Here is a 16,855-nt window from a genome sequence, read left to right as displayed (position 1 = left end):
AGTTTGATAATTGCCGAATTGGTGTAGTCAGTCGATAATGGGGCTATCGAATTGGAGTGCATAAAATGGATCGACTGACGAGCCTTGGCGTATTCGTAGCGGCTGTCGAGGAGGGCAGCTTTGCTGCTGCGGCGCGCCGCTTCGGGCTATCGCCAGCGATGGCCGGCAAGCATGTCAGCGCAATCGAAGCCGAGCTGAATGCGCGACTGCTGCAGCGCACTACTCGGCGGTTGAGTCTGACCGATGCCGGCCAGACTTACTATGAGCGCTGCAAGCGGATCCTTGAAGCGTTCGACGAGGCGAATCGGGAAGCGGGCGATTCGCAAGGCACGGCGCATGGCGTACTGCGCGTCGCTGCGCCGGTCACGTTCGGCGCCATGCACTTGGGCGACGTTGTTGCCCACTACCTGGAGGACCATCCGCACGTCAACGTGGAAGTGCTGCTCGGGGACCGCTATGTCGATCTCATGGATGCGGGCGTTGACGTGGCAATCCGGATAGGACGGTTGACGGACCCACGACTGGTGACGCGCCGGCTTGCGCCCTGCCGAATGGTCGTATGTGCGTCCCCCGCGTACCTCGAGCGCCATGGAGCGCCGCGCAAACCCGAAGACTTACGACTCGCGCAGCGGCTTGCCTTCAGCGAAGCCGTGTCGTCTGGCGACTGGACATTGCTCGATGCGAGAAACCGCGCGCACGTGATCGACGGACCATGCCGGATGACAGCCAACAATGCGCAGATGCTTCTTGCCGCCGCGCTCGCGGGCGCCGGTATTACGTACGGCCCAACCTTCGTGTTCGGCGAGCATCTACGGCGGGGCGAACTTGTGGCACTGCTACCGGGTTACCGCGCGGCTGATCTGGCGATTCAAGCGGTTTATCCGAGCGCGCAGCGCATACCGCTCAAAGTACGCCGGTTCGTCGATTACCTTGCCGGGACGTTTGGCGATGAACCGCCCTGGGATCGGAACGCAAGGCCATAAAGGAGCGGCCGCATCCGTCATTCAATGTCGGGGAGTTCACCCAGACGAACCAGAACGCCTAGCTCAGCGGTTGTTGCTTCCCAGCCTCGCGCTGCCATTTGCATCTTCGTCGGAAGGATCATCGAGTGGCCGCTTCTCTTCGAAAATCGGAACACGGGACTGCCGAACCTCGACTGACCGCTCAGGGTCGCGTACTGCCGATCACAGACTTGCGCGGTTCAGGTTACGCATGCCTTTTGCATGAGGCAGTAGGCGGCCACAGGACTAAACCGCTCGCGCGGTATGCACTCCGTTTCAACGTGGTGGTTCTTCATAGGAAACCCGCCCGGTTTCCTATGTTGAGGGATGAGGCGATCCGCCTCGTCACTCGACAGGAGCCGAGCCATGACTACCCACAGCCAGGACATCAGTCCGCTACGCCAGCGCATGATGGACGACATGCGCATGCGCCGCCTCGCGCCAACCACGCAAGCCAACTATCTTCGTGTGGTGCGAGAGTTCACTGTCTTTCTCGGACGTTCGCCTGACACCGCCACCGTCGAGGACTTGCGGCGCTATCAGCTGCATCTGGTTGACCGCGGTGTGTCGCCGATTTCCCTGAACGCGGCGATCACCGGATTGAAGTTCTTCTTCACCACCACGCTCGGTCAAGGGGAGTTGATGGCGAAGATGCGTCCGGTTTATCTTCCGCGTACCTTGCCCGTCATACTCAGCCGCGACGAAGTGGGTCGACTGATCGCGGCGGCCAGTAACCTCAAGCATCAGACAGCGCTCGCAGTAGCCTACGGCACAGGACTACGGGCCAGCGAGGTGGTGGCCCTGAAGGTCGGAGACATCGACAGCCAGCGCATGACGCTGCGCGTTGAGCAGGGTAAAGGGCAGAAGGACCGCTACGCGATGCTGTCCCCGGTGCTGCTCGAGCGTCTGCGGGTCTGGTGGCGAGTGGCCCGGGCCCAGGGCCGGATGCTTGACGGTGGCTGGCTCTTTCCTGGGCTTAACCCGATTGAATCGCTCAGCACCCGCCAACTCAACCGGGTGGTCCATGCGGCCGCCGAGGCCGCGGGAATCGACAAGCGCGTGTCCATGCACACCTTGCGCCATAGCTTTGCCACCCATCTACTGGAACAGAAGGTCGATATCCGCGTGATCCAGGTCATGCTCGGGCACAAGAAGCTGGAGACCACAGCGCTTTATGCCCAGGTCGCCACCGATATTCTGCGTGAGGTGGTCAGCCCCCTTGATGGTCTGGATCCTGCGTAGGTCACCATCGTGGCGCATTGCGCGCTGGAGGTGGCCGACGTCTTTCGCTCTCTTGGTCCAGTGTGGCGTCAATCCGCCAATCTGAACCTCGGGCAACTGAAGGTGATGTCAGCGATCGAACAGTGCCGCAGCGCGGCGCTGGGTGGACACGTGTTGCGCTGTTCCGGTTGCGAACAGATCGAGGTCGCTTACAACTCCTGCCGCAATAGACATTGCCCAAGGTGCCAGGCTACCGCGGCGCGCCGGTGGCTCGAAGCGCGTGAGGCCGATCTTCTGCCCGTCGAGTACTACCACGTGGTCTTTACACTGCCGGCGGCGATCAGCGCGATTGCGTACTACAACAAGGCTGTCATCTACGGGCTGCTGTTCGATATCGCGGCCGAGACATTGCGCACCATCGCCGCCGATCCGAAGCATCTCGGGGCACAGATCGGTGCCACTCTCGTGCTGCATACCTGGGGCTCGGCGCTCACGCATCATCCCCATGTGCATGGCATCGTTCCCGGTGGTGGGCTGTCGCCGGATCGAAGCCGGTGGGTAGCGTGCAAGCCAGGTTTCTTCCTTCCCGTGCGCGTGCTCTCGCGCCTGTTCCGGCGACGATTCCTCGAAGAGCTGGAAGCGATCTATCGCCGCGGCCAGTTGCGCTTCTTCGGCGAATACGCCGGGCTCAACGATATGGCAGCCTTTGCCGGGTGGCTTGCGCCAATGCGCGCATGCGAGTGGGTGGTCTATGCCAAACGCCCGTTTGCGGGACCCAAGGCGGTGCTCGCCTATCTGTCGCGTTACACGCATCGGGTCGCGATCTCTAACCAACGCCTGGTCGCGCTCGACGAACACGGCGTGACCTTCCGCTGGAAGGACTACCGCGTGGACGGACGCACACGCAACAAGACCATGACACTCGAAACGGATGAGTTCGTGCGCCGGTTCCTGTTGCACGTGCTGCCTGGCGGCTTCCACCGCATCCGCCACTACGGTCTGATCGCGAACCCATCGCGGCGCGAGAATCTCGCGACGATACGCGAGTTGCTGGACGTAGTGCCTGCCAGTATCGGCCTCAGTGCCAACGTCGTATCCACCGTAGCAGTGCCGCCAACCTTCGTTTGCCGGCACTGCGGTTCGCCAATGATCATCATCGACATACTCCAACGCAGCAGACCTATCCGGGCACCGCCTGTCGAGCGAGCCCACGCATGAACACCATCGTGTCAGGATGCACAATCCGACTGTCGGCTCTTCGGCAACGAGAGCCGATAGCAGACGCCTGCGCCTATCTTTCCAGACAGGCAGTCTGGCGCTGGCCGAGTCGGCGCGATGGCAGCCCGCCGCTGTGCCGCTGCCGCGATCGTGCCTGTCCAGCCTCAGATTTACCCGCCTTTATATCCACCATGTCCTCAGTGCGCCCAAACAAATCGCCATAGCGGTGAAATGTTCAGACCACGTCGGAACACTCCGCGGTTTCCTCCCTTGGGGCTTGCAGGACGCCTGCCCGCTGGCGTCTGGGCGAGTTCACGTGCGTACGGACCAGGGCAGGCGTCCTACAACCCTAAACAATTTGAGACGTTTGACCGACCCGAGCCAATCATTGACAACTATGACCCTTCTTGAAAAGTAAGAAAGTGCCGTGTATGGCGTACGGCGACGCTCGTCGCTTAAGTCCAATCTGTTGGGGCACCGGTGCAGCTACGTCCATGAAGTCCAGATTGCGGGCCGGTTCGCAGCGGGCTACCTGCTGATGCGGCAGGATGGCAATATAAAATGCCGCGTCCCACGCTGTAGTTAGGGCGATCCGCCGCTCACCTCGCCATTTCTTGTTGGTCCGGGGCATCCTACGTCCTCAGGTTTACCCGAATGCAAACGTTTCATGCGTGAAACGACGTTGCTTGAGAAAAACCGAATTTATATGATGAATTAATGTTATCTAAATCGTGCCCGTTAATGTACTTTCCGTCGCAGAGAGGCAAGTCAAATGAACCCAATGGCGACGACGGGCAACCATAATCTTTTATGGAGCCGCAACCCCGTGCGCTTCATTGCCCGCGCGTGCGGGCTCTTTTTATACCGGCTGCGAGCAATCCGAAGCGGTGCAACGTCGGAGGGGCGGATGTTTGTTCCGCGCCCTCGCTTCAATTCTTATCGCCTTTTTATCCTCATAAAAGCATACGCAGCGATAGCCAATCGGTCGCACAACACGTTGAATCTTCATCAGTTCACGATTTGGAGCGGATCCACAGGGTCGTATCTGTACTGATCGGCTATGCGAGGTAGCATGAAGGATATTCCTCTTTCCGACGAAGCTTGGCAGCGTGTTAGCCATCTACTGTGCCGAGATTCGGGGCAACGGTTTGGCCGTCCAGCTCGCGACCCACGGGACGTGCTAAATGCGATTCTGTGGGTCATAACGCAAAACGAGAGGTGGCACAGGTTACCGGCCAACTTTCCGCCTTCACAGACGTGCTACATCAAATGGCTGCAATGGCGACGCGCCGGTCTTATGTCCAGAATACTCCAGGAATTGGAGATCGAAGAAACCGGCAACTCACAGTAGTGGCCCGTGTGACCGAAGCGTCCAGCTCCAGGACCTTTCACGGGGCTTTACGTCAACATCGAGCCCAATTTTCGCTGCTTCACGGCTGCTTTCGCAAGTCGAGACCGAGATGATCGGGCTGACGTGACGAATTTAGCGTTTTAGACGAGTCGTTGATTGCTGCTCGACTCAAAGCTTGAGACTTAAAGAATCTGCCGGTGACACAAATTTTGACAAGCACAACTCGGCTGAATCCCGATAAAGGTGCGGCGGCCAGCAGGCTCCATGTCTAGCTAGTAAGAGACGTTCGACTATCCGATATCAAGCGTGTAGATATCGAATTTGTGAGATTTGCATACGTCGCGGCATACCTTATCCGTCGCTCAAAACCTTTAAAAACGCGAGGAGGGTGATCATGGGAGTACCTTTCTGAAAGTAGCCATCAAAGCTCCCAGGAAAGCAACGTTCCTTCACATAGTCTTCCATCAACGCGGTCACAGCGATGATCACGAGGTTGCGAGTACGGTCCAATCGCCTAAGCATCCTGGCCATTGAAAAGCCGTCGTGCTCCGGCATCGAAATGTCGAGAAGCACAATTGCGGGTGCCCATCCGTTGATATGCATGAACGCGCCGACAGCGCTATAGGCTTGCCTGACGTCATGCCCTTCGGTATTTAACGCCGCCGCCAAAGCATCCGCGGACGCATGATCATCATCGATGACCAGAATCTTTATCGGAAATCTGTCGGCCATCGTACGTCGAGAAGTCCATCGGCTGTAGCGCTGGGGCGTAGTCATTTTCTTGTATGGCAGCTTGGCGACCTGTCAAGAGAGGATTTTTCACCATCGGCTAGAGTCACCGAAGTGAGCAAGAACTGCGGGTAAGCTCCGCACGCAAATCTCGTCGCGCAATAAATGCCGATTTTGGGTGGCCTTGATGGCATCCTGTCCGATGCGGAAAAAGGAGTACATTGAATGTATCTGTGATCGTGAGCAAAGACCGGGCCGCGCTTGCGAACCGCTGGTTGAGGCCGAGGGAGGTCAGCCATGCGCAGCCTAAAACGGAGTGCCGCACCATGATGCATGAGTTCCTTTCGAATAACCGCGACGATCTTGTTAGCAGATGTCGAGCAAAGGTCGCCCAACGGCCCGCCCGCGATGCCACGGATGAGCAATTGCAGAATGGGGTTCCGCTGTTCTTGGATCAGCTGATTCAAACACTGCGTGTCGAACAGTCATCTGAACCGATGGACAGCCGCAGAATCTCCGGCCTTGCCAGCGGCGGAGTGTCATTTTCAGCTATTGGTACATCAGCCGCGCTACATGGAAGGCAACTCCTTGACCTCGGATTTTCCGTCGATCAGGTTGTTCACGACTATGGAGACCTTTGCCAGGCCATCACCGATCTCGCCTATGAACGTGATGCGCCGTTCGCGATAGACGAGTTTAGAACGCTCAATCGCTGCCTGGATAATGCTATCGCAGAAGCGGTGACTGAATTCAGCTATCAACGCGATACGGCGGCGTCGGATAAGTCTGCGCAAGAAATTAATGAACGCTTAGGCTATTTTGCACACGAACTGCGCAATTTTCTGCAGACCGCAACGCTCGCTTTTACTGCCGCGAGGGCCGGGAATTTGAGTTTGTCTGGCGCCACCGGCTCTGTTCTGGATCGTAGTTTGACGAGCCTCCGCGACTTGATTGACCAGTCAATAGCTGACGTGCGTGTGAGTGCTGGCGCAGCGGCGTCACTCCAAATGTTCTCCCTCGCTGGTTTCATCGCTGAAATCAAGGAGTCAGCGACCTTCGCGGCTCGGGCTCGCGGATGTGGCTTCATTGTGTCTAAGGTTGACGAAAGACTGGCCGTTTCCGCGAGTCGGGACCTCTTGTTTTCAGCCCTCGGAAATTTGCTACAAAACGCCTTTAAGTACACACATCATCAAACGGACGTGACGTTGGATGCTTACGCAGTAGCTGATCGCATCCTGATCGACGTGAAGGACCACTGCGGCGGCTTGTTGGCCGAAAACGTCGAAGCCATGTTCAAGCCGTTCCGGCAAAATGGGAGTGATCGGACCGGACTGGGACTTGGTCTTTCGATCGCGCGGCGCAGTGTTGAAGCAAGCTCAGGAAACCTAAGTGTTCGCGACATTCCAGGTGTGGGATGCGTATTCACTATCAGTTTGCCGCGCTATGCATTGCTCGAACCATGACTGGTGAAAGCACCTTCATTGGCCCATACGAACAAGCGCCTTGAATGTTGAGGCGAGAGGTGGCTTTCCAACGAATGAATTCTGGAGGCGAACAGCATTCGACGGTTTCGTGGAGTAAAAGTCGGGGCGGAGGGTGTGACTGCGCAGTTATTCAACTTCTTCCAAGGCGAAGATTGTCCGATGAATGACTGCTTCTGAGAAAGTCGACTGACTGCTGTGGGTGTGCGCCGTGAAAAGGTGGCGTTTTCCAGTGGGTGCAAGTCCCACCCGGCAACCGCTCCAGCCGGAAGCAACCGGAGCAGCTATGGAGGGAACGAAATGGCTGAAGCCTTCGGTGATGCGTGTCACAAATTGGTGACAGCGCGAGTGTGCAGGCCGTAACGTGAGTGAACGCCGGGCAAACCTCGAAAAGGTCGATGCGCAGGCCGACCCGACAACTCTATCGGGGAAGGCTGATACGACTGGGCGAATGAGCAGGCTGGACGCCCAGTCGCTGCGCCGGGGTAGTGGCGACAGCATGTACACAAGGAAAGCGTACGCAACACGGGAAGTCCCTTGGCGTGGTCAGGGATGACCAACCGGACGCCCGCGAGGGACAGGCCGGGCGTCTTGGGATGACCGAGAGGCCCGTAATACCGCTGAAGCCGGGTAATGCCGGTGAAGGGAAGGGGCCTCAGTTCAAGACAGACGCAATACGTAGTGAGGACGTGGAGATTGGGCAACCTATCAACTCCGATTCGTGTTCAGAAGCTGCAGATGGCGTTACACGCGAAAGCGAAGGCAGAAGCCGGATATCGCTTCTACGCGCTGTACGACAAGATCTACCGCGAGGATGTGCTGGCGCATGCGTATGCCCAGTGCCGCTCGAACAGGGGCGCGCCGGGTGTCGATCGGCAAGACTTCGCGGAGGTCGAAGCGTATGGGGTGCAGAGGTGGCTCGGCGAACTGGCGCTTGCGCTCAGGCAGGAGAGTTACCGGCCGGAGCCTATCAGAAGAGTGTTCATCCCGAAAGCCAATGGCAAGCTGAGGCCACTGAGCATCTCGACCTTGCGTGATCGGGTGTGCATGACAGCAGCAATGCTGGTGCTCGAACCGATCTTCGAGGCTGACCTTCCATCAGAGCAATACGCTTATCGCGCGGGGCGAAATGCCCAGCAAGCGGTGATCGAGGTGGAAGAGCGGCTGCATCGAGGGCAAACGGACGTTGTTGATGCTGACCTTGCGGACTACTTTGGAAGTATTCCACACGCCGAATTGATGCTGTCGCTCGCGCGACGCATCGTTGATCGGCGCGTGCTGCATCTAATCAAGATGTGGTTGGAGTGCTCCGTTGAAGAAACCGATAACCGAGGCCGGAAGAAACGTACGACGGAAGCCCGAGACAGCAGACGTGGCATTCCGCAAGGTTCACCCATCTCACCCCTGCTGGCGAATATTTACATGCGCCGGTTCGTGCTGGCATGGAAGAAGCTCGGACTTCAGCGCAGTCTTGGCAGTCGTATCGTGACCTACGCGGATGACCTTGTGATCCTGTGCAAGCATGGCAAGGCTGAGGAAGCGTTGTCGCGACTGCGCGAGATCATGGGCAAACTGAAGCTGACGGTCAACGAGGAGAAGACACAAATCTGCAAGGTGCCGGAGGGCGAATTCGACTTCCTGGGTTACACGTTTGGGCGGCTGTACTCAGCGACGACTGGCCAGGCCCGTATGGGCATGCGCCCGTCGAAGAAGAGTATTCGGCGCATGGTCGAAAAGATTCATGCAATGACCGTCCTCAAGACGGCGTGGCAAGAGACCACGGAGCTGGTGGGCAGGTTGAACCGCACGTTGCGCGGCTGGGCGAACTACTTCAAGGTAGGCTCGGATAGACGCGCGTATCGGGCGCTCGATAGTTACACCGCAACGCGGTTGCGTCGGTGGTTACGCAACAAGTACAAGGTTCGACTGTTGATTTGCACGGAATCCTGACCCACCCTACGCAGTAATTTGCATCGAATATTGACCCACGTAGAACACTGACCTGCTCGGCAACGGGCAGGGGAACGGAGTGATCGACGTGGCTATATTGAGCATCATCCGACGCTGGCACTTTCGCGATCATGTGTCGTTGCGCGAGATTGCCAAACGGCTGGGCGTGTCCAGAAACACGGTCAGACGTTACATACGGGCCGGCACCGTACTGCCCGCCTATCCCGAACGCCACAGCCCCAGCAAGCTCGACGGGTTTGCTGCGAAGCTTGCTGGCTGGCTGAAGACCGAGGCGACCCGGCCCCGCAAACAGCGAAGAACCCTCAAGCAGATTCACGCGGACCTCTGCGTGCTGGGCTTTACTGGCTCCTATGACCGTGTCGCGGCGTTTGCCCGGCGTTGGCGACAGGAGCAGCACGAGCAGGCAAGGACGACCGGGCGCGGGACATTCGTTCCCCTCCGGTTTGCCGCTGGCGAAGCGTTCCAGTTCGACTGGAGCGAGGACTGGGCCGTCATCAACGGCGAGCGCACCAAGCTGCAGGTCGCGCAACTCAAGCTCAGCCACAGCCGCGCCTTCTTCCTGCGGGCCTACCTGCTGCAGACCCACGAGATGCTGTTCGACGCGCATCATCACGCGTTCGTCGCCTGGGGCGGCATTCCACGCCGCGGCATCTACGACAACATGAAGACCGCCGTAGACCGGGTGCGTCCCGGCAAGGTGCGCGAGGTCAACGCGCGGTTCAGCGCGATGGTAAGTCACTACCTGTTTGACGCCGAGTTCTGCAACGTCGCCTCCGGCTGGGAGAACCGGCCCATCAGTCTGCGCGTCTACGCAGCCAGACTCGTGTTCGTCGCCGAAGGCCAGGTGATTGCCGAGCACGAGCGCTGTATCAACCGCAGCCATGACCACGGCGAAACCATTTACGACTGGCGTCACTACCTGGCAGTCCTGCAGCGCAAACCGGGAGCGCTTCGCAATGGCGCGCCATTCGCCGAGTTTCCAGCTGGCTTCCGCAAGCTGCAGGGCGTGCTGCTGAAGCGCCCCGGCGGCGACCGGGAGATGCCCGTCGCGAAATATAGCGAGTTGGATTGCTTGTTGTTCTCCGGAGCATGAAATGTCCAGACGACGTGTTGCGATTTTGTCCTCGCTGTCGTGATCTCAACGAACTTTGCCCTGTCTTTCAGTCGGTCCGGGTGAATATCAGCGTCGTAATGTAAACCGAGCGTTGTGCTCCGCCTATGCGCGGACAACATACCGTTGAGCTATGGATTTGCGATTACCCCTGCACAGGGTCCGACGATCGCAAGCGAATTCAAAAAAGGTAAAATTCTGGCGTGCGCTTTTGAGCGCGCTTTTCTGTCGACGCAGCGAGCCAGGTACACCGTTTGCGTGCGGTTAGACGATTTTACTGATCTCGCGGCGAGCCCAGTTTGAACTTCGCAGACGATTCAAAAATGACAACTCACACATCCCCAGCGTCGGACCGTTCAAATGTCGAAACAGGTGTGCCGGGCCTCGATACCATTCTCGGCGGCGGTCTGGTCGGCGGCGCTTTGTACCTGATAGAAGGCATGGCTGGCGCGGGCAAGACGATTCTATCGAGCCAGATCGGCTTCCATCGTGTCCTCCAGGGCGAGAAGGTGCTGTACATGACCTTGATCGCTGAATCGCACGACAAGCTCCTCGGACATCTGAGCCGACTCAGCTTCTTTGACGAAAAAGTGGTCGCGGAGAAAATGTTTTTCGTCTCGGGCTATCACGCGCTCATGCAGGGCGGACTTGATGGCTTCCTCAAGCAGGTTGCCTTGAGCCTCCACCAGTACCGCCCGGGTCTGCTCATCGTCGATGGCTTTCGCAGCGCACGCGAGTTCAGTGAAACGGACCTCTCGCTGTCCAAGTTCATCCATGAGTTGAACGCGCTGGTTGCTGCCATGAACTGTACAACGTTGCTGCTGGCTCCTTTGTCGGGTAACGAGCCGCATCCCGAACATACGCTCGTCGACGGTCTGATTGAGCTCAACCGTTACAGCGACGGCATGCGCCGCACACGCGAAATTGAAGTCCACAAGATGCGTGCTCGCGATCACATGCTGGGCAAGCATTTCTTCCGTATAACGGACAGCGGCCATGTCATGTTTCCACGGCTGGAAGCACGATGTGCCGAGCAGCCTGGACCGGCCGACCTCAAGGCGCGCCTCGGATCGGGTATTCCACGTCTTGATGAGTTGCTCGGCGGAGGTTTTATAAAGGGCTCCACGACCACGCTGATGGGCGCATCGGGAATCGGCAAGACGCTGCTTGGGCTGCAGTTTCTATCGGCCGGTGCGCAACGCGGCGAAAAGTCCGTCTATCTCGGCTTTTACGAGTCGCCGCAACGGCTCATCGGCAAGGCTGAATCCGTTTCAATTCCGTTGCGGGCGGCGTGCGACGACGGGCGGCTGACCGTCCAGTGGCAACCGGCCATTGAACTGGCAATAGACGAACTGGCAGCCACCGCTCTCGCTACGGTGAAGCAGACCGGCGCGACGCGACTTGTGCTTGACGGTATCGACGGGTTTCGTGATTCAGCAATGCGCACGGGCCGGTTTGGTCTGTTCCTCAACGCATTGACTCATCAGTTACGCGCCGCAGGAGTGACAACGCTTCTCACAGAAGAAGTGCCGTTCAATTCCGATCCCGCCGTCATGCGCAGAATGCGTCTCTCGGCCATGACTGAAAATCTCATTTTGCTGCGCTATGCGGAAACCGACACTGGTCTGCATCGAATGATCTCCGTGGTCAAACAGCGCGAAAGCGCGCACGATTCTTCGCTTCGGGAGCTCGTCATTGCCGAGAAGGGACTCGATGTTGTCGACGCTTTTCCGGGTGCGGCGAGTTTGCTCGGTGGCCGCGGGGCCGCGACAGGAATCATCGGCCGTTTCGACAGCTGACGCGCCATGAAAACAATCATGGTCGTAGATGACGAGTTCGACCTTCTGACTATCTGGAGCCTGCTGCTCGAACAGGTCGGATATGCCGCCGTGACAGCACCCAACGGAGCGGTCGCGCTTGAGCTGATCCGCAAAGCCAGGCCAGACCTCATCCTCAGTGACTGCATGATGCCCGTGATGTCTGGTCCGGAGCTGTGCGCCGCCCTCTTTGAGGACCCGGAATTACGGTCAATCCCCGTCATTCTGTGCAGCGCAGCCGTCGACATACCCAAACAGCCCAATCCGGCGATTGCATATTGCCGCAAGCCGCTCTCGCTCGACACGCTGCTTCCGATCATAGAGAAAATGCTGCCTTGAGACCGAGCGCCCAAGATAGCGTTAGTTATTCGCTTCGATGGGGCAACGGAGTTCGGAGAAATCCTGACCCGACGCTATTGGGTGCATCGATCCCACCCCACGATGCGTGGCAGCAAAGAAAAACACCTTGCAGCGGCAGTTACTCCTCCCTTTGGAATGTTACTTGCTCAGTCAGGCGACAGCGAAAAAACTGACCAATCGGTGGCCGCAGATGTATTCGATTTTGCTTGTGGATGACGAGCCCCAACTTCTCGCCGCGTGGTCCCTGATCTTGGTCAACGAAGGATACAGGGTGACTTGCGCGAGCAACGGTATCGAGGCGCTCGAATGTCTGAAACACCATGTGCCCGACCTCATTGTTACCGACTGGATCATGCCATTGATGGACGGACTGGCCTTAAGCCGCGAGATTCGAGCTCAACCCGACTTCGCGCATATCCCGATTCTCGGCCAGTCAGCCACGCCGCCACCAGACATTCTCCAGCCCGCATGGAATCTTTGCTTGAAGAAGCCTATACCTGTGTCACTTTTTCTTACAACCGTTAGTAATCTGTGCACGGTCACATAACGCCCCCCGACGCCGCAAACGGAACGCTGTAAAAAAATGCCCGCTTTGAGGGCGGGCAATTCCACATCAGCAGGCGATATGGAGAGGAGACTAGTTCACGATAGTCGCGACATTTGCAGTTGCAACTCTCCAAAAAGGCGCGTCTGTTCGACCCTGCACATGGTTCACTGCATTAAACTGATCCCGCGATGCCACCCCTGTGATCAAAGACGCGCCTGAGCACGTGCGTACGTGGAAAAGCTCTTCTTCCGTTTATATCTTTCCGCTCGTCCGGGCAAATGGCGTCGACGTCAGAAGGCATGCCGGACTTGGGTCAATGTCGCACAGCTCACTTCAAACCAACCACGCCAGTGGGTCAACCGACAGCTACAAGACCGGTTTCGTCCTGTCGCTTTCATCCGACGAACGGCTCTTCATGACCGCACTGAACCGTACGACGGGCGGCTCAGTTCAACCCACTTCCGTCGCTCGAACGAATAACCGGAGAGTCGGTTGTCCGGTTCAAACCTGACCGTCGCGGCGACGCTGTCATACTGTCTCAGCGGGGACGGCATATCTGGGCAGTGAAACGGTGAATATGCAGCCGGTGCCGGGTACATCGCGCACACTGAGAGTGCCGTTGTTTCCCTCTACGCAGCGCCTGGCGATTGACAGGCCCAGACCCAGTCCGGTTTTGTCCGTACCGTTCTGTGTGAAAGGCCGGAACATTCTTTCTGCATCGCCAGCGGGGAGACCGCCGCAATGATCCTTTACATCAATCAGGATGCGATCCGATAACGCGTAGGCGTCCAACGTCACTTCGGTGCGGTGGCGCGTGAATTTGAAGGCGTTTTGCAGCAGGTTACCCACCGCCGAATAAAGCTGATCGCGGTCACCAACGATGGCAAGCCGCGTGTCCACATCGGAAACTCTCAATACGCATCCCCGAACCTGGGCCGCAAGGTCAGCTGCATATTTCACTTCAGCGATGAAGTCGGCAACGGAAAACGTTCTGGATTGCTCGGAAATCCCCGCTGCCGTACGTACCTCATCGAGAGAGCGGGCGATCAAGTCTCGTAAGCCGTCCAGGCTGCGCTCCAGAACAGAACCAGTGGCTCCAGACAGGCTCAGATTTCCGGCTTTTGCTGCGACAAAAGCGAGCGTTGCGGTCTGCAAAAAATTACGCAGCTCGTGGGTGAAAGCCCCCATCCGTTCATGCGTTTCAACGGTCTGTCGGTTGGCGACGGCGAAATCGCGCTGATAGCTGAATTCTGTTACCGCATCGGCGATGGCATTGTCCAGACAGCGGTTGAGCGTTCGAAACTCGTCTATCAGAAATGGAGCGTCGCGCTCATACGCGAGGTCTGTAATTGCCTGGCACAGGTCGCCGTAATCGTGAACAACCTGATCAACCGAGAACCCTAGCTTAAGCAGCTCCCGTCCATGCTCTGCTGCTGACTTGCCGATCTCGGATGGAGACGCTCCGCCGCCCGACGGACCCGAAATCCTGTGGCTGTCGATGGGCTGCGACGTCTGTTCGACCTGGAGAGTCCTGATGAGCTGGTCCAGGAACATCGGCACACCATTCTGAAGCTGCTGCGCGGTCGCCTCGCGCGCGGGCCTCTGCGCCACCTTCGCCCGACATCTCTCTATGAGTTCATTGCGGTTGTTCGCAAGAAACACGTGCATCATGATGTAGCCCCGGTGTAGTGATTCCGTCGCCGCAGCAAGAAATTTCGCTAACGGACCAAGCAGAAGAGATCGCCTTCATCATGCCTGTTATTTGTTTATCGTCGGCACGAAAAAAAGGCCGCAGCGGCTGCGGCCGCGGCCATCGGAATCACACACGCGGGTATCAGCCGCGCGCCGAAAGATGATCATCAGAAACTTAATAAAAGTCGGTACGATACCGTACAGGCTACTGGCACGAGTCGCGTACCAATCTCGCCATCGCGAAGCACCCCAACAACAGCTCTGCAATTGAGATAAAGCAGGGACTTCAGGGTAGATTGTTGATTTGCACGGAATCCTGACCCACCGGGGATGCGGACAAAATCATGGACTACTTTGGAGGTAGTCCATGTATTCATACGAAGACCGCGTTCGGGCGGTCGAGCTGTACCTGACGCTTGGCAAGCGCATCAAGGCGACAATCCGCCAGTTGGGTTACCCGACGAAGAATTCTCTTAAGGCTTGGTGTGCGGAATTTGAGAAGGGTGGCGATCTGCAGAAAGAGTATGTTCGCGCTAAACCGAAGTACTTAGGGAAGGTCTGCACAACACGTTTTCAGAGCACCGATCTTTTTTCACGTTGGGCATATCGGCCGCAGAGTCTGCCAGCAGGTTGGTCGTCCGGCTTTTGAAGCATGATGACCGTCGTTTGCCGAGACTCACGGCCTGATTCGCAGGACGTTTCACGCTTTGCTTAAAGCCTTGCGCGCCATCCAGAGGTTGCCCAGCGCAAACAGTGTCGTGATCTGCGCGGTGTTCTTCACCAATCCTCGGTACCGGGTCTTCGTATAGCCAAACTGCTGCTTGAGCACTCGAAACGGATGTTCAACCTTGGCGCGCACGCCAGCCTTCAGGCGCTCAATCTGGTTGTATATCACGTCCAGACGACTGGTCAGGTCCAGTTGTCGACGCTTGCCCGGTCGCATCGCGACATGCCAGCGTACCGGGTTCGCCTGACAGCGCTTTTCAATACCCTGATATCCGGCGTCAGCGTACACATCTTTTTCCTGGCCGTGCAACAACGCTCCGGCCGCATTGATGTCGTGCACGTTGGCCGCAGTACCAATGACGGTGTGGACCAGACCTGACTCTGCGTCCACGCCGATGTGCGCTTTCATCCCGAAGTACCATTGATTCCCTTTCTTCGTCTGGTGCATCTCCGGGTCCCGTTTGCCAGAGCCGTTCTTTGTCGAACTGGGTGCGCTAATCAAGGTCGCGTCGACCGCCGACCCTGCCTTCAACATCAAGCCCTTTTCACTCAGGATCTCATTGACCAGTGCGAGCATCTGCGCGGCCAGTCCGTGCGTTTCGAGAAGGTGGCGGAACCGCAGAATCGTGCTCTCGTCCGGCAAACGCGTCATACCTTCGTCCAGCCCCGCAAACTCACGGTACAGCGGCACGTCATATAGCGCCTCTTCCATCGCCGGGTCCGAAAGCCCAAACCATTGCTGCATGAAGTGAACCTGCAGCTGCGTATTTCGGTGATGATGATCACCGAGCTCAGTTCTGGAGCGCAGCCTGGATGGATTGCGCGATTTAATCAGGCACTCCCTTGAGGAGGTTCGTACGGCAACCGGTGTTTCAGCACAGTCCGGACTGTTCTCCGTCGCGGATTTCATAGCTGACGTGAAGTATGCCGCTGAACTTGCTGCCCAGATTCGCGGTTGCGTGCTAACAGTTTCCGCTGTGGACACGCGGCTTGCTATCAGTGGCGACCGTGACCAGCTCTATTCGGCGTTGGGAAACCTGCTCCAAAACGCCTTCAAATTTACGCAGCATCGCACCGAAGTGGCGTTGGATGTATACGCGCTGTCTGATCATATCCTGATCGATGTGAAGGATCATTGCGGTGGTCTGCCGCCCGGTGATGCAGAAAGAATGTTTGTGCCGTTTACGCAGAATGGCGAGGATAGAACAGGACTGGGACTTGGTCTTTCAATCGCGAGGCGCTACGTTGAAGCAAATGCCGGCATTCTCAGCGTCCGCGATGTGCCAGGCGCCGGCTGCGTCTTCACCATTACCCTACCGCGATTTGCTTTGAAGGCATGACGGGTATGGCCCCTCGCGGTTCGCCGCATCTTTCGACCCGACAGTACGCACGAATAGTCCATCGCTGGATCAAATCGATCGGTCTTGACGACACAGCCTACGGGACACACACGATGCGTCGCACTAAAGCGTCACTGATTTACCGACGCACGAAAAACCTGCGAGCCGTCCAGCTGCTACTTGGCCATTCCAAGCTGGAGAGTACCGTCCGATATCTCGGTATCGAAGTTGACGACGCGCTCGAAATGGCCGAACAGACCGAAGTTTGACCGCTCCCAGCCGGTCGTGCC

The 16,855-nt window shown here is 57.7% G+C and carries 12 protein-coding genes and 4 pseudogenes; 13 read left to right on the top strand and 3 right to left on the bottom strand.

Going from position 1 to position 16,855, the window contains the following annotated elements; genetic code table 11:
• Positions 1–65 precede the first annotated feature (65 nt).
• The 4 genes from FA94_RS06330 to FA94_RS37825 all read left to right on the top strand — a co-directional run bounded on the left by FA94_RS06330 (position 66) and on the right by FA94_RS37825 (position 4,791).
• Positions 66–983 (top strand): LysR family transcriptional regulator, encoded by a 918-nt coding sequence (locus FA94_RS06330; protein ID WP_035547945.1) that lies wholly within the window; start codon positions 66–68, stop codon positions 981–983.
• Positions 984–1,367: 384 nt separating this feature from the next.
• Positions 1,368–2,243: a tyrosine-type recombinase/integrase gene (locus tag FA94_RS06325; RefSeq protein WP_035546331.1), complete on the top strand. Its 876-nt coding sequence runs from the start codon at positions 1,368–1,370 to the stop codon at positions 2,241–2,243.
• Positions 2,244–2,252: 9 nt separating this feature from the next.
• Positions 2,253–3,440, top strand: a complete 1,188-nt coding sequence (locus FA94_RS06320) for an IS91 family transposase (RefSeq protein ID WP_051980300.1) — start codon at positions 2,253–2,255, stop codon at positions 3,438–3,440.
• 1,060 nt (positions 3,441–4,500) lie between these two features.
• Positions 4,501–4,791, top strand: coding sequence for a transposase (locus FA94_RS37825; protein WP_353611435.1), 291 nt, complete (start codon positions 4,501–4,503; stop codon positions 4,789–4,791).
• A gap of 351 nt (positions 4,792–5,142) precedes the next feature.
• On the opposite strand, the gene FA94_RS06315 is transcribed toward FA94_RS37825, so the two are convergent.
• Positions 5,143–5,523 carry a response regulator gene (locus tag FA94_RS06315; RefSeq protein ID WP_035547943.1) on the bottom strand — a complete coding sequence of 127 codons (381 nt, stop codon included), beginning with the start codon at positions 5,521–5,523 and terminating at the stop codon, positions 5,143–5,145.
• A gap of 323 nt (positions 5,524–5,846) precedes the next feature.
• Here FA94_RS06315 and FA94_RS06310 point away from each other — a divergent pair, with 323 nt between their 5' ends.
• The 6 genes and pseudogenes from FA94_RS06310 (at position 5,847) to FA94_RS06285 (ending at position 12,807) form a co-directional block, all read left to right on the top strand.
• Positions 5,847–6,983 (top strand): sensor histidine kinase, encoded by a 1,137-nt coding sequence (locus FA94_RS06310; protein WP_197070179.1) that lies wholly within the window; start codon positions 5,847–5,849, stop codon positions 6,981–6,983.
• Positions 6,984–7,634: 651 nt separating this feature from the next.
• The gene (gene ltrA, locus FA94_RS06305) at positions 7,635–8,951 is read left to right on the top strand and encodes a group II intron reverse transcriptase/maturase (protein ID WP_081935730.1); all 1,317 of its coding nucleotides are present in this window, start codon (positions 7,635–7,637) and stop codon (positions 8,949–8,951) included.
• 88 nt (positions 8,952–9,039) lie between these two features.
• Positions 9,040–10,014 (top strand): annotated as a pseudogene (gene istA / locus FA94_RS06300) (IS21 family transposase); the annotation flags it as partial.
• A gap of 392 nt (positions 10,015–10,406) precedes the next feature.
• Complete coding sequence (locus tag FA94_RS06295; RefSeq protein ID WP_051980398.1) at positions 10,407–11,882, top strand: ATPase domain-containing protein; 1,476 nt, start codon at positions 10,407–10,409, stop codon at positions 11,880–11,882.
• Positions 11,883–11,888: 6 nt separating this feature from the next.
• Positions 11,889–12,239: a response regulator gene (locus tag FA94_RS06290; RefSeq protein WP_035547940.1), complete on the top strand. Its 351-nt coding sequence runs from the start codon at positions 11,889–11,891 to the stop codon at positions 12,237–12,239.
• Positions 12,240–12,345: 106 nt separating this feature from the next.
• On the top strand, positions 12,346–12,807 hold the full coding sequence (locus FA94_RS06285) for a response regulator (protein WP_231584858.1): 462 nt from the start codon (positions 12,346–12,348) through the stop codon (positions 12,805–12,807).
• A gap of 528 nt (positions 12,808–13,335) precedes the next feature.
• Here the strand turns inward: FA94_RS06285 and FA94_RS06280 are convergent.
• Positions 13,336–14,478 carry a sensor histidine kinase gene (locus FA94_RS06280; RefSeq protein WP_197070178.1) on the bottom strand — a complete coding sequence of 381 codons (1,143 nt, stop codon included), beginning with the start codon at positions 14,476–14,478 and terminating at the stop codon, positions 13,336–13,338.
• A gap of 388 nt (positions 14,479–14,866) precedes the next feature.
• Between FA94_RS06280 and FA94_RS37815 the strand changes: the two are divergent.
• Positions 14,867–15,046, top strand: a pseudogene (locus tag FA94_RS37815) (IS3 family transposase); the annotation flags it as partial.
• Between the two features lie 153 nt (positions 15,047–15,199).
• On the opposite strand, the pseudogene FA94_RS06270 reads toward FA94_RS37815, so the two are convergent.
• Positions 15,200–15,991 (bottom strand): annotated as a pseudogene (locus tag FA94_RS06270) (IS5 family transposase); the annotation flags it as partial.
• A gap of 52 nt (positions 15,992–16,043) precedes the next feature.
• On the opposite strand from FA94_RS06270, the gene FA94_RS06265 reads away from it, so the two are divergent.
• Positions 16,044–16,565 carry a sensor histidine kinase gene (locus tag FA94_RS06265; RefSeq protein ID WP_231584856.1) on the top strand — a complete coding sequence of 174 codons (522 nt, stop codon included), beginning with the start codon at positions 16,044–16,046 and terminating at the stop codon, positions 16,563–16,565.
• 20 nt (positions 16,566–16,585) lie between these two features.
• Positions 16,586–16,834 (top strand): annotated as a pseudogene (locus tag FA94_RS06260) (tyrosine-type recombinase/integrase); the annotation flags it as partial.
• Positions 16,835–16,855: the final 21 nt, after the last annotated feature.

Source organism: Burkholderia sp. 9120 (genome assembly GCF_000745015.1).
Classification (GTDB): domain Bacteria; phylum Pseudomonadota; class Gammaproteobacteria; order Burkholderiales; family Burkholderiaceae; genus Paraburkholderia.
Note: the sequence above shows the minus strand (reverse complement) of the source record. Positions and strands in the feature narration are given on the sequence as shown.